The sequence below is a fragment of the Streptomyces lincolnensis genome, assembly GCF_001685355.1.
Taxonomy (GTDB): Bacteria; Actinomycetota; Actinomycetes; order Streptomycetales; family Streptomycetaceae; genus Streptomyces; species Streptomyces lincolnensis.
This window is the reverse complement of the sequence record NZ_CP016438.1, coordinates 4,621,793-4,647,467: the sequence shown is the minus strand read 5'-3', so window position 1 is coordinate 4,647,467 and position 25,675 is coordinate 4,621,793. Positions and strand designations below refer to the sequence as shown.

General features: G+C 69.6%; 20 protein-coding genes, 1 tRNA gene and 1 pseudogene. 8 read left to right on the top strand and 14 right to left on the bottom strand.

Going from position 1 to position 25,675, the window contains the following annotated elements; translation table 11 throughout:
* The first annotated feature begins 98 nt into the window (after positions 1 to 98).
* Together rlmB and SLINC_RS20545 are read left to right on the top strand one after the other, a co-directional pair.
* The gene (gene rlmB, locus SLINC_RS20550; RefSeq protein ID WP_067435100.1) at positions 99 to 1,040 is read left to right on the top strand and encodes a 23S rRNA (guanosine(2251)-2'-O)-methyltransferase RlmB; all 942 of its coding nucleotides are present in this window, start codon (positions 99 to 101) and stop codon (positions 1,038 to 1,040) included.
* Between the two features lie 117 nt (positions 1,041 to 1,157).
* Entirely contained in the window at positions 1,158 to 2,807 is a 1,650-nt protein-coding gene (locus SLINC_RS20545; protein ID WP_067435097.1) for a DoxX family protein, read from the top strand.
* A 126-nt stretch (positions 2,808 to 2,933) separates the two neighbouring features.
* Here SLINC_RS20545 and SLINC_RS20540 read toward each other — a convergent pair whose 3' ends face one another.
* The 4 genes from SLINC_RS20540 to SLINC_RS20525 all read right to left on the bottom strand — a co-directional run bounded on the left by SLINC_RS20540 (position 2,934) and on the right by SLINC_RS20525 (position 7,303).
* Complete coding sequence (locus tag SLINC_RS20540) at positions 2,934 to 3,665, bottom strand: nucleotidyltransferase family protein (RefSeq protein WP_067435094.1); 732 nt, start codon at positions 3,663 to 3,665, stop codon at positions 2,934 to 2,936.
* 159 nt (positions 3,666 to 3,824) lie between these two features.
* The gene (locus SLINC_RS20535; protein WP_067435091.1) at positions 3,825 to 4,283 is read right to left on the bottom strand and encodes a hypothetical protein; all 459 of its coding nucleotides are present in this window, start codon (positions 4,281 to 4,283) and stop codon (positions 3,825 to 3,827) included.
* A 219-nt stretch (positions 4,284 to 4,502) separates the two neighbouring features.
* Entirely contained in the window at positions 4,503 to 5,639 is a 1,137-nt protein-coding gene (locus SLINC_RS20530; protein WP_067435088.1) for an ABC transporter ATP-binding protein, read from the bottom strand.
* A 338-nt stretch (positions 5,640 to 5,977) separates the two neighbouring features.
* Complete coding sequence (locus tag SLINC_RS20525; protein WP_067435085.1) at positions 5,978 to 7,303, bottom strand: RNA-guided endonuclease InsQ/TnpB family protein; 1,326 nt, start codon at positions 7,301 to 7,303, stop codon at positions 5,978 to 5,980.
* 172 nt (positions 7,304 to 7,475) lie between these two features.
* Between SLINC_RS20525 and SLINC_RS20520 the strand changes: the two genes are divergently transcribed.
* Positions 7,476 to 7,551: transfer RNA gene (locus tag SLINC_RS20520), tRNA-Thr, on the top strand.
* 46 nt (positions 7,552 to 7,597) lie between these two features.
* Here the strand turns inward: SLINC_RS20520 and SLINC_RS49390 are convergent.
* From SLINC_RS49390 to SLINC_RS20490, 6 genes and pseudogenes are all read right to left on the bottom strand, one after another.
* Positions 7,598 to 8,246 (bottom strand): annotated as a pseudogene (locus SLINC_RS49390) (tyrosine-type recombinase/integrase); the annotation flags it as partial.
* Between the two features lie 237 nt (positions 8,247 to 8,483).
* A complete protein-coding gene (locus SLINC_RS46040) occupies positions 8,484 to 9,521 on the bottom strand; it encodes an SAVED domain-containing protein (RefSeq protein WP_225988318.1) in 1,038 nt (345 codons plus the stop codon).
* A 1,545-nt stretch (positions 9,522 to 11,066) separates the two neighbouring features.
* Positions 11,067 to 11,828: a DNA alkylation repair protein gene (locus SLINC_RS20505; RefSeq protein WP_067435076.1), complete on the bottom strand. Its 762-nt coding sequence runs from the start codon at positions 11,826 to 11,828 to the stop codon at positions 11,067 to 11,069.
* A gap of 13 nt (positions 11,829 to 11,841) precedes the next feature.
* Positions 11,842 to 12,882: a DUF4037 domain-containing protein gene (locus SLINC_RS20500; RefSeq protein ID WP_067435072.1), complete on the bottom strand. Its 1,041-nt coding sequence runs from the start codon at positions 12,880 to 12,882 to the stop codon at positions 11,842 to 11,844.
* Positions 12,883 to 12,928: 46 nt separating this feature from the next.
* Entirely contained in the window at positions 12,929 to 13,432 is a 504-nt protein-coding gene (locus SLINC_RS20495; RefSeq protein ID WP_067435068.1) for a GNAT family N-acetyltransferase, read from the bottom strand.
* A 9-nt stretch (positions 13,433 to 13,441) separates the two neighbouring features.
* Positions 13,442 to 14,371: an aminoglycoside phosphotransferase family protein gene (locus SLINC_RS20490; protein ID WP_079164626.1), complete on the bottom strand. Its 930-nt coding sequence runs from the start codon at positions 14,369 to 14,371 to the stop codon at positions 13,442 to 13,444.
* Here SLINC_RS20490 and SLINC_RS20485 point away from each other — a divergent pair.
* From SLINC_RS20485 to SLINC_RS20475, 3 genes are all read left to right on the top strand, one after another.
* Complete coding sequence (locus tag SLINC_RS20485) at positions 14,370 to 15,023, top strand: rhomboid-like protein (protein WP_067435062.1); 654 nt, start codon at positions 14,370 to 14,372, stop codon at positions 15,021 to 15,023. The two genes, SLINC_RS20490 and SLINC_RS20485, sit on opposite strands and share 2 nt — an antisense overlap.
* 9 nt (positions 15,024 to 15,032) lie before the next feature.
* Positions 15,033 to 16,439 (top strand): NAD(P)/FAD-dependent oxidoreductase, encoded by a 1,407-nt coding sequence (locus tag SLINC_RS20480; protein ID WP_067435058.1) that lies wholly within the window; start codon positions 15,033 to 15,035, stop codon positions 16,437 to 16,439.
* 111 nt (positions 16,440 to 16,550) lie between these two features.
* A complete protein-coding gene (locus SLINC_RS20475; RefSeq protein ID WP_067435055.1) occupies positions 16,551 to 19,796 on the top strand; it encodes an IPT/TIG domain-containing protein in 3,246 nt (1,081 codons plus the stop codon).
* Positions 19,797 to 19,954: 158 nt separating this feature from the next.
* On the opposite strand, the gene SLINC_RS20470 is transcribed toward SLINC_RS20475, so the two are convergent.
* Positions 19,955 to 20,935: a zinc-binding dehydrogenase gene (locus SLINC_RS20470; protein WP_067435051.1), complete on the bottom strand. Its 981-nt coding sequence runs from the start codon at positions 20,933 to 20,935 to the stop codon at positions 19,955 to 19,957.
* A gap of 101 nt (positions 20,936 to 21,036) precedes the next feature.
* Positions 21,037 to 22,197: an FAD-dependent oxidoreductase gene (locus tag SLINC_RS20465; RefSeq protein ID WP_067435048.1), complete on the bottom strand. Its 1,161-nt coding sequence runs from the start codon at positions 22,195 to 22,197 to the stop codon at positions 21,037 to 21,039.
* 157 nt (positions 22,198 to 22,354) lie between these two features.
* Here SLINC_RS20465 and SLINC_RS20460 point away from each other — a divergent pair, with 157 nt between their 5' ends.
* Entirely contained in the window at positions 22,355 to 23,086 is a 732-nt protein-coding gene (locus SLINC_RS20460) for a pentapeptide repeat-containing protein (RefSeq protein ID WP_107406646.1), read from the top strand.
* A gap of 82 nt (positions 23,087 to 23,168) precedes the next feature.
* On the opposite strand, the gene SLINC_RS20455 is transcribed toward SLINC_RS20460, so the two are convergent.
* On the bottom strand, positions 23,169 to 23,669 hold the full coding sequence (locus tag SLINC_RS20455) for a hypothetical protein (protein WP_067435042.1): 501 nt from the start codon (positions 23,667 to 23,669) through the stop codon (positions 23,169 to 23,171).
* A gap of 7 nt (positions 23,670 to 23,676) precedes the next feature.
* Between SLINC_RS20455 and SLINC_RS20450 the strand changes: the two genes are divergently transcribed.
* Positions 23,677 to 25,137 carry a M1 family metallopeptidase gene (locus SLINC_RS20450; protein ID WP_067445543.1) on the top strand — a complete coding sequence of 487 codons (1,461 nt, stop codon included), beginning with the start codon at positions 23,677 to 23,679 and terminating at the stop codon, positions 25,135 to 25,137.
* A gap of 10 nt (positions 25,138 to 25,147) precedes the next feature.
* Here SLINC_RS20450 and SLINC_RS20445 read toward each other — a convergent pair whose 3' ends face one another.
* Positions 25,148 to 25,669 (bottom strand): GNAT family N-acetyltransferase, encoded by a 522-nt coding sequence (locus SLINC_RS20445; protein WP_067435039.1) that lies wholly within the window; start codon positions 25,667 to 25,669, stop codon positions 25,148 to 25,150.
* Between the last annotated feature and the right edge of the window lie 6 nt (positions 25,670 to 25,675).

Sequence of the window (25,675 nt, the reverse complement as noted above, 5' to 3'; positions counted from 1 at the left end):
GATTGTGCCGTCCGGGCCTCCGGGCGGCACACTGCATAGACAGACGTACGAAGATTTCCACAGCGCTCGCAAGTGCATCCGTAGAGAACAGGTAGGTCATGGCAGCCAACAACCGCCGCATGTCCGGCAAGAAGGGCGCGCAGGTCGGCAGTGGCGGCCAGCGGCGCAAGAGCCTGGAGGGCAAGGGCCCCACCCCGCCCGCCGAGATGCGCAAGGGCCACAAGAAGAACCGCATCGCGGGCGCCAAATCGCGGCAGACCACCCGCCGTCCCGTGCCCAAGGGCCGCGGCGGCAAGTCGGCGTCCGAGCTGGTCGTCGGCCGCAACCCGGTCGTCGAGGCGCTGCGCGAGGGCGTGCCCGCCTCCACGCTCTACGTCCAGCAGTTCATCGACAACGACGAGCGGGTGCGCGAGGCGCTCCAGCTCGCGGCCGACCGCGGCGGCATCAACCTCATGGAGGCGCCGCGCCCCGAGCTCGACCGCATGACCAACGGGCTCAACCACCAGGGCCTGGTCCTCCAGGTCCCGCCCTACGAGTACGCCCACCCCGAGGACCTCGCGAACGCCGCCTACGACAACGGCCAGGACCCCCTGATCGTCGCCCTCGACGGCGTCACCGACCCGCGCAACCTCGGTGCCGTCGTCCGGTCCGTCTCCGCCTTCGGCGGCCACGGGGTCGTCGTACCGGAGCGGCGTGCGGCCGGTATGACCGCCGGTGCGTGGAAGACGTCCGCCGGTACGGCCGCCCGGACGCCCGTCGCCCGCGCCACCAACCTCACCCGCGCCCTGGAGGCGTACCAGAAGGCCGGCATCGTGGTCGTCGGCCTCGCCGCCGACGGTGAGCACGAGATCGGCGAGCTGGAGGCCCTGCGGGGTCCGGTCGTGATCGTGGTCGGCAGCGAGGGCAAGGGCCTGTCCCGGCTCGTCGGCGAGACCTGCGACTACCGGGTGCGCATCCCGATGCCGGGCGGCGCGGAGTCCCTGAACGCCGGTGTGGCGGCGGGGGTCGTGCTGTACGAGGCGTCGCGCCGACGCGGCTGAACGCGCGTGCCCCTGCTCACCCGTACGGGTCAATCTGGGGGAGCGGGGCGAGCTTGACGCGGTCCGGACACTTCCGGCGAGTCAAAGCAGTGTCCTAAACACACGTCACTCGGTTAGATGAGTGTGGACACCAGAACACCCCGCACACCCACGGGGGACGGCCCGTCGGGCTTCGACGACGCTCCCGCGCTGAGCATGGTGAAGGTGCCGAGCGATCCGGCGCAGATCATCGTCAATCATGCGAGCTTCCGCGTGCAGTTGGGCGCGTCGACGCGGCGCGCCGCCCAATCCCCGCGGGTCGCACGGCACTTGAGCGCCACCGAGGACACCACCCGGATGCCGGCCATGGGCGCGGCGGCCGGCAGACCGGGCGCGGCGGCGGGCGCCCGCCGCCGGCCCGTCGTCTGGAGCGGCAAGTCCGACCCCGACGACACCGGCGCCCACCGCCTGCTCCAGGCCGTGCGGGGCGGCAGCGTCCGCCACCCCGACCCCACCGCCCCCTCCGCCGACGCCGGAGCCACCCAGGTCATCCCGCGCATCGACGTCAACAGCGGCTACGCCGACGACGGTTACGACGACCTCGACCAGACCGTCGAGACACCCGTCGTAGGAGCCCAGCGCACCCCCGACGCCGACGGCACCCGACTCCTGCCCACCATGCGCACGGTCGGCAGCGCCTACGACGAACCCGCCTACGCGGGCGAGGAGTTCGAGGAGGACACGGGCCCCGAGGACCCCCGGCCCGCCAAGCGCTACGGCGACGACGCCGCCCGGCACGCCTACTACCCGGGCCGCCGCATGAACCTCGGCGTCGTCCTGCTGCCGCTGCGCATCTTCCTCGGCTTCATCTCCATCTACGCCGGCATGGGCAAGCTCTGCGACCCCGTCTACTTCGACGGCGGCGAACGCGGCTCCATGGTGAAGTGGCTCAACACCCTGCACCCCTGGGAAGTCGCCGAGCCCCTCAGGCAGTTCGCCCTCCAGCACCCCGTCGGCGCCGGCCTCGTCATCGCCTTCCTCCAGGTCATCGTGGGCGTCCTCACGATCCTCGGCCTGTGGCAGCGGGTCGCCGCCGTGGTCGGCGCCGGACTCTCCGCCGCGCTCCTCGTCACCGTCAGCTGGAAGAGCGTCCCCGCCTACGACACCCCCGACATCATCTACCTCGCCGCCTGGTCGCCGCTGATCATCGCCGGCGCCCCCGTCTACTCCATCGACGGCCGCCTCGCCGGCGGCGCCTGGCGCCGCCTCGGACCCCGCGCCGAACTCTGGGACCTGCGCCGCCACGTCCTGCGCCGCGGCGCCCTCATCACCGCCATCGTCGCCGGACTCACCCTGCTCGTCGGCTCGCTGCTCGGCGGCGCCGTCCGAGACGCCGACCGGGTGATCGTCCCCGGCCCCGGCGAGGCCCCGCGCAACAACCTGCCCGGCTCCCCGCTCCCCGAGGACTCCGCCAAGGGCCGCGACAAGAGCCCCTCGGCCTCCGGCTCGCCCACCCAGGGCGCCACGGCGGGCGCCAGCCCGACCGCCGGCACCGCCACCACCCCGGACGCCACCCGCGACACCGGCGCCACCACCGGCGGCGCACCCAGCCAGACCCAGGGCAGCACCGGCCAGGCCCCGCCCCAGCAGTCCTCCCCGGCCGACGAGGCCCCCAGCACCACCACCGGCCCCACCAACGGCGGCAGCACCTCCAGCGGCTCCACAGGCGGCTCCGACGGCGGAGGCTCCACCTCCCAGCCGGGCCTGGTGGGCGGCCTGTTGGGGTAACGGAGCCGGTGGGCGGAATCCTGGGCACGCCCGCCGGCTGAGACGACCGGACCCACGCAAGAGGTCCCGCACGAGGGAGAATGTGCGGGACCTCTTGTCATGCCGCCAGGCGGCGGCGTACGACCCTCAGCGCCCCAACGCGGCCAGTTCCTTCGCCGCCTCGGTCAGATCCTTCGCCGTGTCGATGGCCCGCCAGTACGCCCCCTGCGGAATGGGGAACCCCGCGAGCTTCCGCTCCCGGGCCAGCCGCGGAAACGTCGTCCGCTCGTGATCCCCGCGCTCCGGCAGCAGCCCCGCGAACTCCGCCGAGAACACATACACACCCGCGTTGATCTCGACCGTCGACGGCGGCGCCTCGATGAAGTCGGTCACCCGCCCGAACCCGTCGGTCTGCACGGCACCCCAGGGGATCCGCGGCCGCGCCAGCGCCAGCGTCGCGACCGCGTCGCGCTCGGCGTGGAAGTCCGCCATGTCGCGGAGCGAGAAACGGGTCCAGATGTCGCCGTTGGTGGCGTACCAAGGCCGCTCGGGGTGGGGCAGATGCGCGGCGGCGTACTTCAGGCCGCCACCGCGGCCCAGCGGCTCCGGCTCGACCACCGTCTTCACGTTGACCGGCAGGTCGGCCGTCTCCAGCCACTTCTTCAGGACGTCCGCGAGATGGCCGCAGCTGACGACCACGTCCGTGACGCCCTCTTCCGCGAGCCAGACAAGCTGATGGCCGATGATCGGCGTCCCCGTACCGGGGATCTCGACCATCGGCTTGGGCCGGTCGTCGGTGTAGGGGCGCAGCCGGGAGCCCTGGCCCCCGGCCAGGACCACGGCTTGAACGGGGCGGGACGCGGCGTTCGGATCGCTCATGATTCGAACTGTACGTGGCGGTCCGGGCGCGACCGGGCCCGGCAACCGTTCCTTAACCTGCCGTTACCGCCCTCCTGTGGCGAGCCGGCTCGGGAAGCTCGCCGCAGGAGGGCGGAAGGCACTCGGCTGAGAGGTGCCGCTCAGTCCACCGGCCGCCCCTCAGCCGAAGGCCGTCGCGACGCCCGTCGCGAAGGACGTGTCGCAGACCGGGCGGGCGAAGGACTGGGCACGCGTCGGGCCGTAGACCCGGACCGCGGCCTTGCCGAGGGCCCGGGCGATCGACACGCAGTGCTTCGCCAGCGACGGGCGGTCGTTCACCGCCTGCTGGAGGTGGGTGAGTGCGATGCCGGGGTCCTTCTTCTGGAGCTCGGTCAGGAGCTGGTCGCGCAACACGTCGTGCGGTGCCTGGGGGGCGGTGCGCGCGGAGGTGTCGCCGTTCGAGGCGTCCGACGCGGTGAGTACCGAGTTCGAGGAGGGGTTCCCCGACCAGTCGACTCGGGTGACCGCGAGGGTCCCGGAGAGCACCAGGACGACGGGCAGGACGAGGGCGAGGGACTGGCCGATCCGGCGGGCGGGACCCCGGCCGCGTCGCGTCTGTTCGTTAGTGGAGTGCTTCACGCGTGTGAGGGTAGCGCGGGGTGATGATTTGGCGACATTTAGTCACCGGTTCGGGGGATGAAGTAGTGCCTCTGACTGGGTAACGGGTTGACGCACACTGCTCGAAATGACCGGTCTGCCGGGGTATTTGTCGACAACGAAAAGGGCCCCGCAGCGGTCTGCGGGGCCCTTCTCGTCAACCTGGGTGAATTACCCGGGGTTGTACCGCGTCTGCGCGGGTCAGTCGGTGAGGCGCTCGCCCGTGGAGGTCGAGAACACGTGGGTCTCGCCCGGACGCGGCACGACGTGCAGCGTGGCGCCCTTCTCCGGGACCGCACGGCCGCTGACGCGGACCACCAGGTCCTTGAGCTCGTCGTCGACCTTGGCGGAGCCGTAGACGTAGCCGTCGGCGCCGAGCTCCTCGACGACGTTGACGGAGACCGCGAGACCGGCCGGGGCGTCCTCGGTGTCCTTCGTCAGGGCGGCGGCGGCAGCGCCGTTGTGCTCGACCACGTCGAAGTGCTCCGGGCGGACACCGACGGTGACGGTGGTGTCACCCTTGTCGGTGGCGGCCTTGAGGGCCTCGCGGTTGACCGGGACGACGCTGTTGCCGAACTTCACACCGCCGTCGGTGATCGGGACCTCGACGAGGTTCATCGCCGGGGAGCCGATGAAGCCGGCGACGAAGAGGTTCGCCGGGCGGTCGTACATGTTGCGCGGCGAGTCGACCTGCTGGAGCAGACCGTCCTTGAGGACGGCCACGCGGTCGCCCATCGTCATGGCCTCGACCTGGTCGTGGGTGACGTAGACCGTGGTGATGCCCAGACGGCGCTGGAGCGAGGCGATCTGCGTACGCGTCGACACACGCAGCTTGGCGTCCAGGTTGGACAGCGGCTCGTCCATGAGGAACACCTGGGGCTCACGCACGATCGCGCGACCCATGGCGACACGCTGGCGCTGACCGCCGGAGAGGGCCTTCGGCTTGCGGTCCAGGTACTCGGTGAGGTCGAGGATCTTCGCGGCCTCCTCGACCTTCTGCCGGATCTCCGCCTTGTTGACGCCGGCGATCTTGAGCGCGAAGCCCATGTTGTCGGCGACGGACATGTGCGGGTAGAGCGCGTAGTTCTGGAACACCATGGCGATGTCCCGGTCCTTCGGCGGCAGGTGCGTGACGTCGCGGTCACCGATGCGGATGGTGCCGCCGTTGACGTCCTCGAGCCCCGCCAGCATGCGGAGCGAGGTGGACTTGCCACAGCCGGACGGGCCGACCAGGACGAGGAACTCGCCGTCCTCGATGTGGATGTCGAGACCGTCGACGGCGGGCTTCGTGGAGCCCGGGTAGATCCGGGTCGCCTTGTCGAACGAAACAGTGGCCATGGTGAAGGCCCCCTTCTACCGGCAGGAACGTGCCGGACGATCCGTTGTAGGAAGGTGGTGGTGTAGTCCACAGGTGGACTGGCTCAGGACGGTACCCGGCGTTCACCCGTATGTCAGTACCTGGAGGACTGTGAACTTCGCGGAAATTTTCGAATGGGGCAGAGCATCGCACTTTTGACCAGGCAGAGCAGCTGTCTTTTGACCCTGCTGACAAGCTTCCTGCTTCACTGTCTGCTGCCCGGCCATACACAGCCCTGGCGAGCTGTGCCTGACAGGTCTTACGCGGACTCCACAGGCATTCCGGCCGACGGCCCGTCGGTCCGTACCGCACCAGCCGCCTACGCGGCCAGCAGACGCAAACCCTCGTCCCGAAGGTTCACAGCGGCGTTCACATCACGATCGTGAAGCGCACCGCACCCGGCACACGTCCACCGCCGGACCGAGACATCCATCCTCGGACCCATGACATGACAGGCAGAGCAGCGCCGAGTCGAAGGGAAGAAGCGGCCCACGACCACCAGCGTCCGGCCGTACCACTCGCACTTGTAGCGCAGCTGCCGAAGCAGCTCACCCCACGAAGCGTCGAAGATCGCCTGGTTCAGCTTCGCCTTCCGGCGCCGCCCCTTGCCACGCGCCGAACGCACCAGAGTCGCGACAGACAGGTCCTCCACCACGAGCACTTGGTTCTCGCGCACGAGGCGGGTGGTGACCCGGTTCAGCATGTCCCTGCGTACGTCACTGATCAGCGCGTAGAGCCGCGCGATCTTCTCCCTGACCTTCTGCCGATTCTTCGAACCCCTCACCTTCCTGTGCAGCTCCCGCTGCAACCGCGCCAGCTTCTCCGCATACCGCTTCAACAACCGCGGATGATCGAACTTCGTCCCGTCATCCAGGATGACCAGCGACGCCAGCCCCACATCGATCCCCACCGCCTTCGGCTCCCGCGAACCCGACACGAACACGGTGGGCAACGGCGCTATTGGCTCCTCCACCAGCATCGACACGAAGTACCGGCCGGCCCGATCCCGCGTTACCGACAACCGCACCGGAACCACCCCCGCAGGCAGCGCCCGCGACCACCGGACGTTCAACGGCTCCGACTGCTTGGCCAGCGTGATCAGCCCGGTCCCCGGCCGCTCCGGATCCTCCACCCACTTGAAACCCGTACGCACATATGTCGCCGTATCCCGCGATCGCCCCTTCTTCTTAGGCCTCGGATACCTCGACTCCCCCTTGAAGAAGCGCCCGTAGGCCCTGTCCAGATGGCGCAGAGACTGCTGAAGGACCGTCGACGACACCTCCCGCAACCACGCCGTCTCCTCCTTCCGCTTCCAGCCGGTCAGAGCCCGACACGTCTCCGCGAAGCCCACATTCACGCGGTGCCGCTCCCACGCCCCGGAACGCAGAGCCAGCCCCTCGTTGTAGACCCACCGACAGGCCCCGAACGTCCGCTCCAACTGCCCGGCCTGCTCCTTGGTCGGATAGAAGCGGAACCGGTAGAGACGGTGCTGTGTGTCCGACGCCTTGGCATGGGGCTTCAGCGGCGTCGCCTTGCGAGCGCGGTGCTTACGGCGGTCACCGATGCCGAGGACCTCGCGCTTGATGCGCTGGGCCTCCTCGCCCTCCACCGCCTGCGGCTTCTGCTTCTCCGCGGTCTCCCCCATGAGCCCCTCCCCGACGATCCGATCTTCGGAACAGCACGTCAGCTCGATCAACGAACGGGTGCACGGATGGTCACGCCCGGATTTGGGACCGCGTGAGCGGAGAACTGCATGGCCAGGGGAAAGGGGCTCTGTGTACAGTGGTGCCGCCTTCGCGTACCTCGTTGTACGCAGCGCCTCCTTAGCTCAGTCCGGCCCAGAGCGGCTCACTTGTAATGAGCAGGTCGTCGGTTCGAATCCGACAGGGGGCTCTGGTGGAACCCCAGGTCAGGAGCGTCTGACCTGGGGCTTTTTCCTTTACCGGACGCGGCGGCGCTGGGCGCGTGCTGCTCGGCGGTCCACGGTCTCAGTTGCGGGTTCCGGGCCGGGCCTGGAGCCGCCCCCACGCGACGCATCGCGTCCTGGGAGGGGTGTGATCTGCCCTGCACGTACCGGAAGGTCTGGCTGATCTAGGTGGGTCGGAGGATCTCCATGGTGGTGGCCATGTCCACCACCATGGCGTTCAGGATCGTGCCGGCGGTATGGCGGCTGCCGTCGTAGATGCGTCGGTCATCGATTCCGTTCTTCGAGTGGTTCCTTGCACTCTGCCCAGTCCGTCCGGGGGCCGAGGGGAGGGCCCGTCCGGCCGAGTGAAGACGGCCTTGTGTCCCTGCCATGCGTGCACCGCAGGCGTGAGGGTCCGGGCAGCCATGGGGCGCCACATGAGCCGCTGGAGCTGCCACTGGGGGTGGAACAGATCGCTCTCCAGGTCCATGTACGGCCGATGCAAGCCGTTTCGCCCTGTCGGAAGCCGATGCGTACTCCGACGCGCCACCTCATGAAGAATGGGCCGCTTCGCTGTGGCTTCCAGGAAAGCCTTGGCCTCTTCCATCGTGAACGGGTTCGCCTCGGTCTCATCGACCGTGGGCGGATCCATCAGAGTGGCCACGTTCTCGACAATGAGCTGGAGGCCGTCGGGGCTGTCGTCGTCCCTGACGCCTATGGTCACGCAGCCGTGCCACCAGCTGTCGCTGACCTCGTAGACGGACGATTCCATGTTCGGTTTCGGGGCTCACGCACCCCTCCATGCGGGAGTGCGAGGGCGACGAGCCACCCCCACCCCCTAGCTCGTATATGAACAGCCCGCCTCGAAATCTCTAGACCGAGCACCTCAAAGATCGGTACCGTCTCGGATCTGCTGAACTTATCGAATTTCTATGGCTTGTTCGTAGGAACCGTGGTCTACGAGGTCATATGTGACGATCGAGGGTTGAATTACTGGATCACGCACTCGCCCCAAAGTGATTGCGGCAGAGATCGGTAGAGCGCCAAATAGGTGAAGGCGGACGATATTCTTATGGCGCCTCTCAAGTTCGCCGAAAAATCTCCGATATGTCATGCGAAGATTCTCGAGCGTATCGCTTGAGTCGATGATCCCACCGGAAGGAGTTTGATTCATGGGGTGCATGTGAAACACCGGATAATGTTTCAAGTGCTGAGGAATTTCAGTTTCATGGACTGTTCCGGAGATGCTCGCTAGCAGGATCGCTTCGGTACCGTTGGCGACCGGAGGTAAGGCGATGTCGAACTCGACAGGAGGATTCAGGTTGGGCCAGATCCATGAGTCAGTGGTTTGCTGACGTTGATAGAAGTCGATCCCGTATCCATCGCCTAGCTTTCGACCCAGGTAAACGAGCAGTGGAAGTCGCGCGTACGCAAAGACGCTCACGTGCTCTACGTACCCTTTCCTTAAACCCTCGTTCAGCTTATTGTCGACGACTTCATCAATCATGGCTTTGGCGAAATCGTAGTACTCCGCTGTTGGTGCCGAATTCACATCTTTGGCGTCTGCGTATTCTCCTGGCAGTTGTCTTAGATCGATTTCTAGCCCATGGCGATCATATGAGAGTTTGAAGTATGGGAATCGATCGCTTGATGCAATTACTGCTTCTGCTGCTGTTCTCTGCGCGAGTTCCAGAGGGCTTCCACGCAACTGTCCAATCATTCGTAGAACCACGGTTCTACGGTCGGCGCCGAGGCCTGTCACATGCTTAATTCGCTCCTCGTGATTACGCTTCGTTTCGACGAGCTTGTGAACAGTAAACATGTCCAGGGTGATGGGGTCATCAATCTCGGCATGACACTGTCCGCACGCAAGGATTATATTGTCTGCCAGATCTCTCTGTTCCTTTGGGTACTTAGTCAGCCCGCGAGGGGAAGCGGCAGATTGCTGCTGCCCCACGATGTGCGCCAGCTCGCCAAGCGAGACAGGTTCGTCCGTCAGGTTCCCATCCAGTAGGTCTCTATTGCAGATCGCGCACCGGCCGCCAGAACGGACCCAAACTCGCCGTTTCTCGATTTCCTTTAGGTTGGGGCGGGTGCCAATTTTGCGTCGTTGACGTGCTGGCTTCGGGCTCACTAGGCAGCCTTCACTAAGAACTCATCGGGATCTGAGGTGTCAAGAGGAGTCCCTGAATCGATTTGCGACTTTCGGGGAAATTTCCTGAGGCGGCATCCGTGATTGCTCTGTCGAGTACTTTACAAGCGTCATCCAAGCATGCAAGGACTTCGTCTTTCTGTCTCTCCAATCCGATGGGTGGGCCAATTCCGGCAGGGTCTGGAGTGAGTCCATGGCTTAGAGTGTCCCTCGCATAGCGGAAGAAGGAATGCACTCCTTCCAGTAGAGGCGTGGGTCGCAGGATGCAGGAAAGAGCCAACGCTTTGATATTCCACGATGAGAGCGGCTGTTCAACCTTGCGATTCCATTGCTTGGCAATCCGGACTACAGCGTTAAACGATGAATTTGTTGCAAAATTCGCTTGCCTGATTATTTCGCTATGCTTGATAGGGTCTGATCTGTCCCACGTGTTTCGTTGGAGGTTTGGGATAAATACCCCGACGTCTTCCGTGTTGTCAAGGGCTACGATCACATCTGCTGTGAATTCGTAGTGTTGCTTCTTTGTGTCGGATCCAAAATTTACGACGACTGCGCGCTTTTGATCGGTGAAGTCTGCGGAAAGTCCCGGGTAGTGTGCACTGGCCAAAGTCTCGATGACTTCACACGTGTGTTTCATGATTCTGCTTGGGCTATGGCGCCGCTCATTGGTGGCCCAAGGTTCTCTGAGGATGACCCCTAGGTCTACGTCGTTAAGTGGACTCAGGGCGTCGCCATGCGCAATGCTGCCATTGACGTATACTCTTGACCCGAATTCCTTCGAGAGTGCTGAGCTGAGAACACGTAGACGATCTTTGGCTTCAGTGTATTCGACGCTGGTTACGGATACCTGATGGTCGATCGCAATTAGCAGGTGTTCTAGTTCTTGCTCGGCCGCTCGGGGCTGAGATTTTATATCGCGACCATGAGTCACTTGAACCTCCTCTCGTGTAAGACGCTAAGAATGCAACTCAGCATACTCGGACGCAGGGGGCCAATGGCGCCCTGGCGCAGTCACGTTGCCTACCACGAAGAAGCTCGTTCCAGAGTTCTACTACGGCTGCCGGAGGGCCGGGCGGGCGGTTCATCTACCCACGGATCACGTCTGTTGTACGCCCGCGGTCTGAATGGTCGATGCCCCTGTCCTGGCTGCTAGTGGCGGTCTCAGTTGTGGTCTGACTGGCGCCTCCTCCGGGGTAGTCCACCGTCATCCACCGGGAGATCAAAGCCTCCCTGACCAGGGAGAGAGCCCGTCTCGCGGATAACCACGGACGTCCCGGACCAAGATCGGACAACTTGTAATGCGTAGGTCGTCGGTTCGAATCCGACAGGGGGCTCTGGTGGAACCCCGGGTCAGACGCTTCTGGCCTGGGGTTTTTGCTGTTTGTGGGCTGTGAGGATGGCCTCGGTGCGGGCCGGGGCGAGGTGGCGGACGGTTTCGCGGACTGTGACGCCGGAGGCGTGGGCGGCTCGGGGGAGGAACCAGTCGTAGACCTCGTCGGGGTGTTGTCGGCTTGTCTGGCGGAGGACCCAGCCGAGGGCCTTGCGGACGAAGAAGCGGGGGTCGGTGAGGAGGGGGGCGGCGGTTTCGGTGAAGGGGGGCCAGTAGTGGGGGAAGCCGTCCGGTTCGGCGAGGGGGACGAGGAAGGTGAGGATGCCGGAGCGGCGGATCCACTGGGTGTCCTCGGTGGCCCAGCGGCGGTAGGTGGGCAGGGCCGTGGGTTCGCGGAGGAGGAGGCGGCCCGCTACCGAGCCGGCGAGGAGGTCGACCAGGGCCCAGGTGTCGCTGTCGCGCAGGAGGTCCTCCAGGAGGGCCGTGTCCTCGGCCTTGAGGACGTGTACGTGGCGTTCCAGGAGGACCGCGGTCGCGATGCGGGTCTCGTGCACCTCGGGGTGCCACAGGGCGCGGGCGCAGGACAGCAGACGGGGGCGGTCGAGGGGGCCGTGGGTGCGGGCGGCGTCGGCGACGAGGGTGCGGATGACGGGCATGCGTACGCCGTGGTGGTGGAGGTCGCTCTTGAGGTAGCGCCTGGTCTGCTCGGCGGTGCGTGGGTCGCCGGCCTCGCGCAGGGCCGTGGTGAGGTCGTCCACCAGGTGTGCCGTTGCTGCGTCCACTGGCCTCTTCCGTTCAGTGTGTGGGGTGGCCGGGCTCCAAGTCCTCCGGTCCCGGAAGGCGTAGGTCCCGGATCGCGGGGTCGGAGATCCGGGCGACCAGGGCCTTCGCGAAGCGTTCCGCGTGCAGGACGCGGTAGGGGCGGGAGTGGTACGGGCGGGTGGCCGGGTCGACGCGGTCGGTCAGGCGGAGTTGGTTGTGGAGGTCGGCGACGGCTTCGTAGGCGCTGGCGAGGTGGGTCTCGCGGGTGCGCCAGTCGGGGGCGGTGAGGGCGGCGGTGAGGGCCGGGGTGAGGTGTTCGCCGGCCGGTATGCGGGCGAAGGCGCTGCCGAGCCATTTGCTGTACGGCGGGTAGTGGCGGGTCATCAGGAGGCACAGGCGCATGAGGTGGCGGGTCTGGCGGGCGGCCACGACGGCGGAGCCGAGTTCGTCGCCGACCTCGCCGCAGCGGCCGACGAAGGCTTCCTCGTGGGAGAGGGCTTGCCACTGGCGGGCCAGGACGTGGAGCCAGAGGTCGTGGGGGTACCAGCGCAGGGTGGTGCGGATGGGGGAGAGGGTGTGGAGGCCGTCGTGGAAGACGGCGCCGGTGGTGACCTCGGCGAGGCGCTGGGTGGGGGTGGTGAGCCAGTCGGCGGGGGTGAGGGGGGAGGTGGGGTCGAAGCCGAGGGTGGCGGTGAACCAGGCGGAGGTGTGGGTGACCTCGACGCGGTGGTGGACGGGGCCGTCGGTGGCCCGCATGACGCGGATGTCCTTCGCCTCTCCGGTGGGGGCGAAGTTCGTGGGGTAGCCGTGGAAGGTCTTCGGGAGGTGTTCGGCGAGGACGTGTCTGATGCGGCCGGCGTGTCGGGGGACGTCACGGGCGCGCAGGAAGAGCTGGAGGCGTGGGCCCCATTCGTGGTCCGCGGAGCGGGCGGTGTCGAAGCCGAGGACTTCGGAGCCGCTGCCGATGCGGGCGGCGGAGTGCGGGATGCCGGGGGCGGCCTCCTCCAGCAGGGGGCGTACGGCTTCGGTGTAGAAGCGGCGGGAGAGTTCGAGGCCGGGTAAGAAGGCCGGCATATTCGGGGCGCTCATGCCAGGGGTACCCATGGGAGTGGTGCTCATGTCATTGAGCCGTGCCCATTCGGTGGGGTGTCATGCGGGAAACCTTCACGAGTGCCTCGTCGGTGAGCCGGTAAACCGTCCACTCGTCCTGCGGTCGGGCGCCGAGCGACTCGTAGAAGGCGATGGAGGGGGTGTTCCAGTTCAGGACGGACCATTCCAGGCGCTGGTAGCCGCGGGTCACGCAGAGGTGGGCGAGTGCGGTGAGGAGGGCCTTGCCGTGGCCGCCGCCGCGGGCGGCGGGGCGGACGTAGAGGTCTTCGAGGTAGATGCCCTGGACTCCGCGCCAGGTGGAGAAGTTGAGGAACCAGACGGCGTAGCCGACGACCTCGCCGGTGGTGTCGTCGACGGCGAGGTGGGCGTGGGCGGCCGGGTGTTCGCCGAAGAGGGCCTGTGTCAGTTGGTCCTCGGTGGCCCGCACCTCGTCCAGGGCCCGTTCGTACTCGGCGAGTTCGCGGATGAGGGTGTGGAGGACGGGGACGTCGGCGGGGGTGGCGGTGCGAATCATGGGGTCAAGCTAGCCGCCGTACCGGCGCAGGCGCCTGGCGATTTCGAGGTGTTCGGGTGGGGGCGGTTCGTCGTCCTCCAGGTGCCAGAGGGTGTTCTGGAGGACGCGGCCGAGGGTCCAGGCGCGGGCCCGGGCGCGGTCGAGGCCGAGGTGGTCGGTCATGGCGTCGAAGCGCCAGCGGGTTTCGGCGGGGTCGTAGCGGTTCCACAGGGCGGGCAGGAGTTCGAAGCCGGGGTCGCCGGCGAGGGGTTTGGGGTCGATGGCGAGCCAGGGGGCGCGGGTGGAGGCGAGGACGTTCTCGTAGTGGAGGTCCCAGTGCAGGAGGCGGTCGCCGGGTTCGGCCGCGACGTCGCGCAGGGCTGCCGCGCAGTCGGCGATCAGGCGGCGGTCGCCGGGGTCGGGGATGCGGGACAGGGTCGTCGGGGTGGTCTCGTCGAGCATGTCCCGGGCGAGGTCGCCGAGGCGGCGCAGTTCCGGTGGTGCGGGGGTCGCGGTGAGGTGGGCGAGCAGGCGGGCGATGATCCGGACGGCCTCGCGGGAGTCGGGGAGGTGGGACAGCATGCGGGTGGGGTCCAGGCGTTCCAGGAGCATGGTGCCGGTGGCCTGGTCGTGGTCGAGGAGGCGGACGGCTCCGTGGCCGTTCCAGGCGCGCAGGGCGACCGGTTCGCCCTCGGTCTCGTCGTCGGGGAGCTGGAGTTTCAGTACGGCCGGGGTGTCGTCGTCACGGCGGACGACCGGGAGGACGAGGGCGGCGACGCCGTGCATGGCGGGTCCGTCCAGGCGCAGGTCCCAGCGGTCCAGGAAGCCGGCGGCCAGTTCGGGCAGGGCGGTGACGAAGGTTCGTCCCTCGGCGCCGTTGTAGAGCTCTTGTGCAGCCGCGAACTCCTCCGGGATGTCGATCACGCTTCGGACCCTATCGGCGTGCGTGAATCGGCTCATGGGTATGCGCCGGGGTTTCCACAGGGTGTGGACGTACGTCCGTGGCGCCCCGGGCACCTATGTGTGGCTGGCGGTCCTGTTCGTGACGTCGGTGGCGTTGCACCGTATGTCGCCGGAGTTCGAGGAGGAGTTCCTGCGGCAGCGGTCCACCAACCTCCACGAGCTGTCCGACAATCCGGTGCGGGTGCTGGTCGCCGGCGCGATGTGGATCGAGGGCGGCTACTGGCTGCCGTACGCCGTCCTGTACTCGGTCTTCCACGCGCCGGTGGAGCGGTGGCTGGGGACCGTGCGGTGGCTGGTGGTGTGCGGGGCCGCGCATGTGCTGGCCACGCTGATCAGCGAGGGGGCGCTGCTGTGGGGGATCAGGCACGGGATGGCGCCGGATTCGGCGGTCAACACCCTGGACGTCGGGGTGAGTTACGCGCTGGCGGGGGTGGTGGCGGTGCTCGCCTACCGGATCCCGGTGCGCTGGCGGTACGCGTACGTCTTCGTCGTCCTCCTGGTGTACGGGGTGCCGTTGGTGACCGGGCGTACCTTCACCGATCTCGGGCATTTCGTCTCCGTGCTGATCGGTTTCGGGTGCTACCCGCTGGCCAGGGGGCGCCGGAAAGTGCGGAATCCGAAGGAGACAGCGGCCGCCGGCAGGGGCTGACTTCCCGCCATGAGCAGCTCGGTGAGCGGTGTCGTCAACGGTGGCATCTCCTTCTGGTACGCGGACGACGGCATCCCGGCGATGCGGGACCCGCTGGACGGTGACGTGTCCGCGGACGTCGTGATCGTGGGTGGCGGGTACACGGGGTTGTGGACCGCGTACTACCTGAAGAAGGCGGTGCCCTTCCTGCGGATCGTCGTCCTGGAGCGGAAGTTCTGCGGCTACGGCGCCTCGGGGCGCAACGGCGGCTGGCTGTACAACGGCGTCGCGGGCCGGGACCGGTACGCGAAGCTGCACGGCCACGAGGCCGCCGTACGGCTTCAGCGGGCGATGAACGACACCGTCGACGAGGTCGTGCGGGCGGCGGACGAGGAGGGCATCGAGGCGGATGTCCACAAGGGCGGCGTCCTCGAAATCGCCTGTACTCCGGCGCAGTTGGCGCGGCTGAATGCCTTCCACGCCCATGAGCTGTCGTACGGCGAGAAGGACCGTGAGCTGTACGGCGCCCGGGAGACCGCCGAGCGGATCCGGGTGGCGGACGCGGTGGGGTCGAGCTGGACGCCGCACGGGGCGCGGGTGCATCCGGTGAAGCTGGTCAAGGGGCTGGCGGCGGCCGTGGAGGCGCTGGGGGTCACGATCCACGAGCGGACCACGGTGACGGAGATCAGGGCCAAGCACGCGGTGACGCCCTACGGCACGGTCCGCGCCCCCTATGTCCTGCGCTGCACCGAGGGCTTCACCGCGGGGCTGAAGGGGCAGCGGCGGACCTGGCTGCCGATGAACTCCTCGATGATCGCGACCGAGCCGCTGACCGACGCGCAGTGGGAGACGGTCGGCTGGGAGGGGCGTCAGGCGCTGGGCGACATGGCGCACGTCTACATGTACGCGCAGCGCACCGCCGACGGGCGGATCGCGCTGGGCGGCCGCGGCGTGCCGTACCGCTTCGGATCGCGCACCGACAACGACGGGCGCACGCAGGAGGCGACGGTCGAGGCCCTGCGGGAGACCCTCGTCCGGTTCTTCCCGGCGCTGGCCGGGGTGCGGATCGAGCACGCCTGGTCGGGCGTGCTGGGCGTCCCGCGCGACTGGTGCGCGACGGTCACCCTGGACCGGTCCACCGGGATCGGCTGGGCCGGCGGCTACGTCGGCTCGGGCGTGGCCACGGCGAATCTCGCGGCTCGGACGCTGCGGGATCTGGTGCAGCGGGACTCCGGGCAGGGTGGGCGGACGGAGCTGACGGAGTTGCCGTGGGTGGGGCACAAGGTGCGGCGGTGGGAGCCGGAGCCGTTGCGGTGGGTGGGGGTGCGGGGGTTGTACGCGGCGTATCGGTCGGCGGATCGGCGGGAGTTGGCCGAGCCGGGGGTGGGGTCGTCCCGGTTGGCCCGGGTCGCCGACCGTATCGCCGGGCGGCACTGACGACATCGCCGGGTGCCACCGGCGTAACTTTCGTCCCTGGAAACGCGCGAGTGCTGTGTCGCATCTGTGTGCGACGATCGCCTCAACGACCACTGTTCCAGGGGGGATTCCATGTCGGACGACGACTCCTGTCCACCTGCGAGACGTGGCAGGACCGCCGTCCTCGCCGCTCTTCTCGCACTGTTCGCCCCACTGCTGACCCTGACCGGGGTGAGCCCCGCGGTCGCCGCCGACGAGGCGTGCGCGCCGCTCGCGCTCGCGCCCTTCGGTGACCCGGGCGACGCCGTCGGCAGGGCGACCGTGGCACCCGACGCGAGCGTCTGCTACACCGTCACGGTCGAGACGCCGGGCCTGTATCTGGCACCGGCCCTCGACGACAGCGGCAACACGCTGACCAGGCAGCTGATCGCCGCCGACGGCGATCAGGTGGACTGCTACGGCGACGGGTACACCACCTCCGGCATGTGCGCGGTGCCCGCGGTCGGCACCTACACGCTGAAGGTCCTCAACACCGACTGGGAGGACAAGGCCACCAACGTCACCTTCGTGCCGCTCGGCTCGGCCAAGGGCTGCGCGGACCCCGTCGGCACCCACTGGGATCAGCTGGACGTCGTCCGGACGACCGTGAGTCGGGTCGAGGTCGACTGCCAGCCCTTCGAGGGCAGCGGCGGCGACCGCATCCGGCTCACCCACGGCTCGAAGACCTACGGCGACTCCCTCGCCTGGATCACCGACGCGACCGGCGCCCGGATCTGCGAGCGGTTCCCGGAGAACGACGAGGACAGCTGCGTCCTTCCCGGCGACGGCCCCTACCGGGTCGTCTCCACCGTCTCGCGCGCGGAGAGCGGCTTCCCCGCCCAGTACGGCGTCAAGGTGCGCCGCCTCGACGACCCGCGGGGCTGCGCCACCGCTCCCGTGCGTCCGTACGGCGTGCTGGAGCCGCAGGACCTCACCGCCAACCCGTGCTTCACCTTCACCGCCGGCGCGGCGGGCCCGTACACCGTGCACTCCGTGAGCGAGGGCCGCGAGGTGGGGGTGGCCCGCGTGTACGACGCGGGCGGGCTGAGCGTGTGCCGGTTCGGGGCCGACCCGTGCCGGATCAGGACGCCGGGCACCTACACGGCCGTCGTCGACGACGGCAGCTCCCCCTTCCGTGACACCCGCGCCGGGCTGGTCGTCCTCGACCGGGCCTCCGACGCCGGGTGCGTGGCGACCGGGACGGGCCTGCACCGGGGCGAGCTGAGCACGGTCGGGCAGTACGACTGCCTGGCGCTGGACGTCCCGCAGGGCGCCCGGATCGCCGCGCTCACCTCGCTCTCCTCGGCCGGGCTCACTCCCGAGGTGGAGGTGCTGGACCGCACCGGCACCCCGCAGTGCGGCGAGGACAAGCTGCGCGGCGGCGACTGCGCCCTCACCGGTGAGGCGCCCTACCGGGCGCTCGTGCACACCGAGGACGGCGGGGACACGGCGACCGGCGCGTACGCGGTGGCCTTCCACCGCACCGACGTCGCCGAGGGCTGCCCCGTCCTGCCCGCCGGCAGCTTCGCCGCGGGTGGCGCCAAGGCCACGCTGACCACGGGCGGCGGCGTCTTCTCGCACTGCCTGGGCATCCCGGCGGACGCGCACACCAAGGCCGAGGTGTTCCAGCTGGTCGCGACCTCCGGGACCGCCTCGGCGGGGTTCTCGGTGCTGGACTCCGACGGCAGGCGCGTCTGCGAGCGGTACGCCACCACCAACGGCTGGACCATCTGCTCGCTGACCCCGGGCAAGGCCCACACTGTGCTGGTGAACGGCCGGGACGAGACCGCCACGTACACCCTGACCCGGCGGGACGTCACCGCGAGCGCCGCCTCGGCGGGCTGCACGGCGAACGCGGCGGCCAAGGTCGGCGGGCCCTCCGTGCGGAGCGCGTACGGCGCCCCCGGCACGCTCGACTGCCGCCAGGTGACCACCGGCGCGGACACCGACGTCGTGCACGTCAACGTGCGGGACGCCCTCGGCACCGCCAACTCGGCGGTCGTCGCCGGGGACGGCCGGGTGGAGTGCTCCTTCCGCAACACCTCCTGCGCGGTCACCGGGTCCACCACCCATCAGGTCCTGGTGCAGACCCCGGCCACGATGAAGGCGGCGCCCGAGTACCGGCTGGACGCGCTGCGCATCGCCACCGCCGACGGTCCGGCGCCGGAGTGCGCCGAGGTGCCGTCCGTGGCCTACGGGTACGGGCCGGTCACCGGCACGCTGGACGAGTCGCACACGGCGGTGTGCGCGGCGCTGCCGACGGCCGGGTTCGACCGCTTCGAGACCGACATCAAGGACACCGCCGGCGCCACCACCACGGCGGTGCCCGTGCTGTACAACACGACGACCTGGGCCAACGGCTGCACGCACTACATCCCTGAGGGCTACGACTGCGACGCGCTCGGCTCGTCCGGGCAGAGCACGCCGACGGTGTTCCTCCTCGGCCTGCCCGAGAAGGCGTCCGCGACGGCCTACAGCGCCAAGCTGACCTGCACGTCCGCGCCGTGCGGCACCGAGGAGACGGCCGTCACCGCGGTCGGCCCCGACACCGGGGCGGCCGGCGGCAAGGTGAGGGTGACGGTCACCGGGACCGCGCTCGGCCCGGACGTCACCGTACGGCTCGGCCAGGCCGGGAAGACGGTCACGGCGAAGGCCGACTCGGTCTCCGCGGACAACCGGACGGTGACCGCGACCCTCGACCTGACGGGCGCGGCGACCGGCACCTGGAACGTCAGCGTGCTCACCCGCGGCTGGGAGTTCCCGCGCGGCACCTTCACCGTCACCCCCCGGCCCGTGCTGGAGAACACGGCGGCGCCCAAGGTCACCGGGACGGCCAGGACGGGGGCCAAACTCACCGCGACGCCGGGGAACTGGTCGGCCGCGCCGACGTCGTACACGTACCAGTGGAAGGCGGACGGCAAGGCGATATCCGGTGCCACGACGTCGACGTACACCGTCCCCGCCTCGCTGGTCGGCAAGAAGCTCGCCGTGACCGTCACCGCGGTCAGGGACGGCTGGACCGGCGGGACGGCGACCTCGGCGGCGGTGAGCGTCGCCAAGGGGGACGCGCCCAGGGCGACCAAGGTGCCGGTGATCAGCGGGACGGCGAAGGTCGGCAGGACGCTGAAGGCGTCCCCGGGGACATGGAGTCCGGCGGCGACCTCGTACGCGTACCAGTGGTACGCGAACGGCAAGGCGGTCAGCGGGGCGACGAAGTCCTCGCTGGTGCTGAAGGCGGCGCAGCGGGGCAAGAAGATCACCGTCAAGGTGATCGCGCGCCGGACTGGCCACACGGACGGGTCGGCGGTGAGCAAGGCGACGAAGGCGGTCGCCAAGTGAGCCGCTGAGGCGATGCGGACGAACGGGCCGGATGAACGAGCCGGACCGACGAGCCGGACCGACGAGCCGGACCGACGAGCCGGATGAACGAGCCGGCGAACGTGCCGGATGAAGGGAAGGGGCGGGCCCGGATCTCGGGTCCGCCCCTTCCCGTGAGGTCATGGCTCCAGTACCACCTTGCCGGTCGTGCCGCGGTTCTCCAGGGCCCGGTGCGCGGCTGCCGCCTCGGTGAGGGGGAAGCGGTGGACGGCCGGGGTGAGGTGGCCGGCGGCGGCTTCGGTGAGGGCGCGGAGTTCCAGGGTGCGGATGGGGTTGGGGCCGCCGGCCTTGTGCATCATCGTGGGGCCGAGGACCTGTTCGGAGAGGCCGTCGACGAGGTAGGGCTCGCCGTCGTGCAGGCCCGTGCCGGACCAGCCGAAGACGATGTGCCGGCCGCCGGGGCCGAGGAGGGCCACCGCCTCGCGGGCGATGTCGCCGCCCACGCCGTCGAAGACGACGGTGGCGGGCCGGCCGCCGAGGTGGGCGCGGACCTTGTCGGGCCAGGACGGGTTCTTGTAGTCGACGGCGAGGTCCGCGCCGTTCCGCTCGACGAGGGCCGTCTTCGCGGGGCCGCCGGCGAGGCCGACGACGGTGGCGCCGGCGTTCTTCGCGTACTGAACGAGCAGGGTGCCGATGCCGCCCGCCGCGGCCGGGACCACGGCCACCGAGTCGGGGCCGAGCTCGGCGAACTGGAGGATCCCCATGGTCGTACGGCCCGTGCCGATCATGGCCACGGCCTGGGCGGCGTCCAGGTTCGCGGGGATCTCGTGGACGCGGTCGACGTCGGTGACGGCGAGTTCGGCGTAGCCGCCCGGGGCGAAGCCGAGGTGGGCGACCACGCGCTTGCCGAGCCACAGGCCGCCGACGCCGTCGCCGAGGGACTCGACCGTGCCCGCGACCTCGCGGCCCGGGATGGTGGGCAGGACCGGAGGTTCGGGCAGCGGGCCCCGCATGCCCTCGCGCAGGGCCGTGTCGAGGAGGTGGACGCCGGCCGCGGCCACGGCGATACGGACCTGGCCGGGGCCCGGCCGGGGGGCCTCGACCTCCTCCAGGGTGAGGTTCTCGGCCGGGCCGAAGGTGTGCAGGCGGATGGCGCGCATCGGGGTCCCCCATCGGTCGTTGTCGCACGGCGGGTGCCGCGGAGGTGGCGGTGACGTGGTGTCGGCGGGCCGCCGTTCTCCGTGGGGTCCACTCTTCAACCTCAAGCATGCTTGAGGTCAAGGTGGCTCCGGCCGAGGGCCAACGACACTGCGGTGAGGGCGCTGTTGAAGGAGACCTCGGAGAGCACACCGGGCGCGGCGACCTGGTCGCCGGCCAGGTAGACACCGTCGCCGCGGTCGATCGCCGGCCGGTCCCGCCAGCTCGTGCCCGGCAGGTCCACGGCACCGGTACGGCCGTTCGCCACGGATTCCCGGCGCCATACGACCCGCTCCCGCCAGCCCTCGTAGGCCAGGTCGAGGAGGTGTTCGGCGCGGGCGACGCCGTGCGCCTTCGACTCGTGCGGGGCGATCGGGATCTGGCCCTGGATCAGCTGCTCGCCGGCGGGGGCGAGGGAGCGGTCCTGGGCCGTGAACCGTTCGATCCACCCGGGGGCGTCGAGGTCGGAGACGGCGAAGGCGTCGCCGCGCCGGGCGCGGACGGCCAGGTCGATCAGTGTCGTACGACCGCTCGCCCAGGTCAGCGAGTCGTCGCCGAGGAGACGGCGGGCCGCGTCGAGGGAGGTGGCGACGACGACGGGAGTGTCCGTGGGCAGTGTGTCGACACGGGACAGGGTCTCCATGCGGACGCCGAGGTTCCAGGCGCGGGCGGCCATCCGGTCGATGAGATTGCCCCAGCCGCCGCACGGATAGTGGGCCTCCGGCGGCAGCTTGGTCGCCCGCCGCAGCCGTTCCTGCACGAACGCGGCGGACAGGGCGCCCGGGTCGTGATGGAACAGGGCGACGGCCGAGTAGTGGGCGGCGGCCCGCGCACCCTCCTCGCCCGCCTGTTCGGTCGCCCAGGACATGAAGTCCCTGTCCACGGGCGCCTGCCGGGCGCTGTGGCGCAGCAGCTTGACCATCGCGAACGGCGGGGTGCGGCGGAGCGTGTCCTTGTGGCGCAGCCGCAGCCGGGCCGCCTCCAGCGGGGGGATGGGCGCGAGGGGGCCGATCAGATTCCGCTGCCGGAGCCAGGACCAGTGCGGGCCGCCGCTGTAGAGGGCGTGCGGCCCGTCGTTCGTCCGATACGGCCCCTCGGCGGTCCGGGCCCGCCCGCCGAGGGTGTGGCGGGCCTCGTAGACGGTGACCTTGGCGCCCGCCTCGGCGGCGGTGATGGCCGCGGTCAGGCCGGCGAAGCCGCCGCCGATGACGGTGATGCGGTGCATGGGTGGGATCTCCTTCGGGTCGGGGCGGGGGTCCTCGTTGGTCCTGGTTGCCTCTCTGCGTGCTGTATCTACGACTGATTGAGCGGGCCGGAATGTGACATGGGGGGTGTTGTCGCAGGTCAGGGGGATTGTCAGTGGCGGGGTGCAGCATGGGGGCATGACGAGGCGAGCGGTGGGCGGGTCGGGCGGGAGCGGGGGTGGCCGTGGGGCCGGTGGGCCGGGCCGGGCCGGCGGGACCGGGGTGAAGGCGGCGCGGCGGCCGGAGGTGCGGCTGCCGCCCCTGGAGCCGTACAGCGCAGGGGGATTGGAGCCGGACGGGGACTACGACGGGCTGGACTTCCAGGAGCTGGACCTCGCCGGGCAGGACGGCGGCGGCGCCCGCTTCATGGACTGCGCGCTGACGGGCTGCGCGCTGGACGAGACCCGGCTCTCCCGCGCCCGTTTCCTGGACTCCGTCCTCACGGGCCTGAGAGGGGTCGGCACCAACCTCGCCGACGCCACCTTCCGCGACGTCCACATCCTCGACGCCCGCCTGGGCGGCACCCAGCTCCACGGAGCGGTCCTGGAACGGGTCGTCATCCGCGGCGGCAAGATCGACTACATGAACCTGCGCACGGCCCGCCTCCGGGACGTCGTCTTCGAGAGCTGCGTCCTGGTCGAACCCGACTTCGGCGGCGCCCGCCTGGAACGCGTGGAGTTCCTCGACTGCACCCTCAAGGCCGCCGACCTCACCGCCGCGACCCTGACCGATGTGGACCTCCGCGGCGCCGCTTCCCTGGAGATCGCCCGCGGGGTGGACCGTCTGCGGGGGGCGGTGATCAGCACGGGTCAACTGCTGGACCTGGCGCCGGTGCTGGCGGGGGAGTTGGGGATTCGGGTGGAGGGGTAACGGGGTGACGGGGAAGGGGTGAGGGTGACGGGGGAGGCGTGATGAGGGAGCCCTTGTAGGGCCCGGGGCCCGGGACCCGGCTTCAGCGCACCCGCGGAAAGCGCGCCTGGAGGGACCAGATCGCCGGGTTCTCGGCCAGGTCGTCGTGGAGGTCGCTGAGGTCGGCGACGAGGTCCTGGAGGAAGTCGCGGGCCTCGCGGCGGAGTTCGGTGTGGGAGAAGGTCAGGGGTGGCTCCTCCGCCGGCATCCAGTCGGCCTCGATGTCCACCCACCCGAAGCGGCGCTCGAAGAGCATGCGGTCGGTGGACTCGGTGAAGTCGAGTTCGGCGCGCTGGGGGCGGGAGGCGCGGGAGCCGGCGGGGTCGCGGTCGATCTGTTCCACGATGTCGCACAGCGCCCACGCGAAGTCGAGCACCGGTACCCATCCCCAGGATGTGGACAGTTCCCGGTCCGCCTTGGTGTCGGCGAGGTAGACGTCACCGCAGAACAGGTCGTGGCGCAGCGCGTGGACGTCCGCGCGGCGGTAGTCCGTCTGCGGGGGGTCCGGGAAGCGGTTGGAGAGGGCGTAGCCGATGTCGAGCACGTACGTGATGGTGTCACGGGGTCCTCAAGGCGTTCCTCATAGGATCACAGCCGTGGCCACCCGATCCCGCTCCGCACGGCTCGTCCCCGCCTCCACGCCCATGGCCCTCGCCCTCCTGCTCACCGCGTGCGGCGGGACGGGCGTCCAGGGCACCCCCGGTGGGGCGGGACTGCGCGACCCGTACTTCCCCAAGGCGGGCAACGGCGGATACGACGTCAGCCACTACGACCTGACCCTCGCCTACACCCGCGACGGCGGCCGGCCCCACCTCACCGGCACGGCGACGATCACCGCCCGTGCCACCCAGGACCTCTCCGCCTTCGACCTCGACCTCAAGGGCATGACGGTCGGCAAGGTCACCGTCGACGGCACCGGCGCCCGCTGGAACCGCACCGGCCAGGAGCTCACCGTCCGCCCGCGCGACGACCTCGACAAGGGCGGCACCTTCCGCGTCACCGTCCGCTACTCCGGCACCCCGGAGACGATCACCGACCCGGACGGCTCCCGGGAGGGCTGGCTGCCCACGTCGGACGGCGCGCTCGCCCTCGGGGAGCCGACGGGCTCGATGGCCTGGTTCCCCGGCAACCACCACCCCTCCGACAAAGCGACGTACGACCTCGCGGTGACCGTGCCGCAGGACCTGCGAGCCGTGTCCAACGGGGAACCGACCGGCGAGACGACCACCCAGGGCCGTACCACCTCCACCTGGCACACGGCTGAGCCCATGGCGAGCTATGTCGCCACACTCGCGATCGGTCACTACACCGTCCGCCGCTCCAGCACCCCGGACGGCCTGCCGGTGTACGTGGCCGTGGACCCGGCGGAGGACAGGGCGAGCCGGAAGGTGCTCGCCCGGATCCCCGAGGTCATGAAGTGGGCGGAGTCCGTGTTCGGCCCGTACCCCTTCTCCTCCACCGGGGCCGTCGTCGACCACGCCCCCGACGTCGGCTACGCCCTGGAGACCCAGAACCGTCCCGTCTTCCCCGGCGCCCCCGACACCGCCTTCCTCGTCCACGAACTCGCCCACCAGTGGTACGGGAACTCCGTCACCCCGAAGACCTGGCGGGACATGTGGCTCAACGAGGGCTTCGCCACCTACGCGGAGTGGCTGTGGTCCGAGGACCACGGCGGCGACACCGCCCAGCAGACCTTCGACGCGCTGTACGACGACGGCGAGAACACCTACGAGGACCTCTGGTCCTTCCCGCCCGCCGAGCCCACCAGCGCCGCGCACCTCTCCGACAGCCCCGTCTACCAGCGCGGCGCGATGGTCCTCCACCAGATCCGCCGGGCGGTGGGCGACGACACCTTCCGCGCCATCGTCCGCGGCTGGCACACCACCCACCGCCACGGCAACGCGGACACCGCCGACTTCACGGCGTACGTGGAGAAGCAGGCCCCCGGCGAGGACCTCGACGCGATCTGGGCGGACTGGCTGTACGGCGAGGGGAAGCCGGCGAAGCGGTGACAGGCACCGGTCAGGACTCGACCAGTCGCTTGCGCAGCACCGTGCACGGGCGGCCGCGTTCGCGGTCCGGGCGGTGGGCGATCGGCTCGTAGCCGAGGGCGGTCCAGAAGGCGAGGGCGCGGTCGTTGCCGTCGAGGACGGCGAGGCGGACGGCGGTGCGGCCCGCGCCGCGGAAGCGGTCCTCCACCCGGGACGCCAGCTGCCGTCCGTGGCCCTGCCGCCGGACGTTCGTGTCCACCATCAGCAGGCCGATCCACGGGTCCGGGTCGGCCGGGTCGGGGTGCCGGGCGAGGGTGATCGCGATCCCGGTCAGGCGCCCCTCGCTCCGCGCGAGCAGTACCTCCACGTCCGGGTTCGACAGTTCCGCCGCCAACGCGGTCGCCACCTGCTCCGGCCGGATGTCGTCCGGGTCGGGGAAGTCGCCGCTGAGGGCCTGGAACTCACGGTCGGCGGCGTAGAGCGCGGTGAGCTCGGTGAGGAGCGGGGCCGGGATGTCACGGTCGGGGGTGACGGGAAGGGGGGTGAGGATCACGCGGGG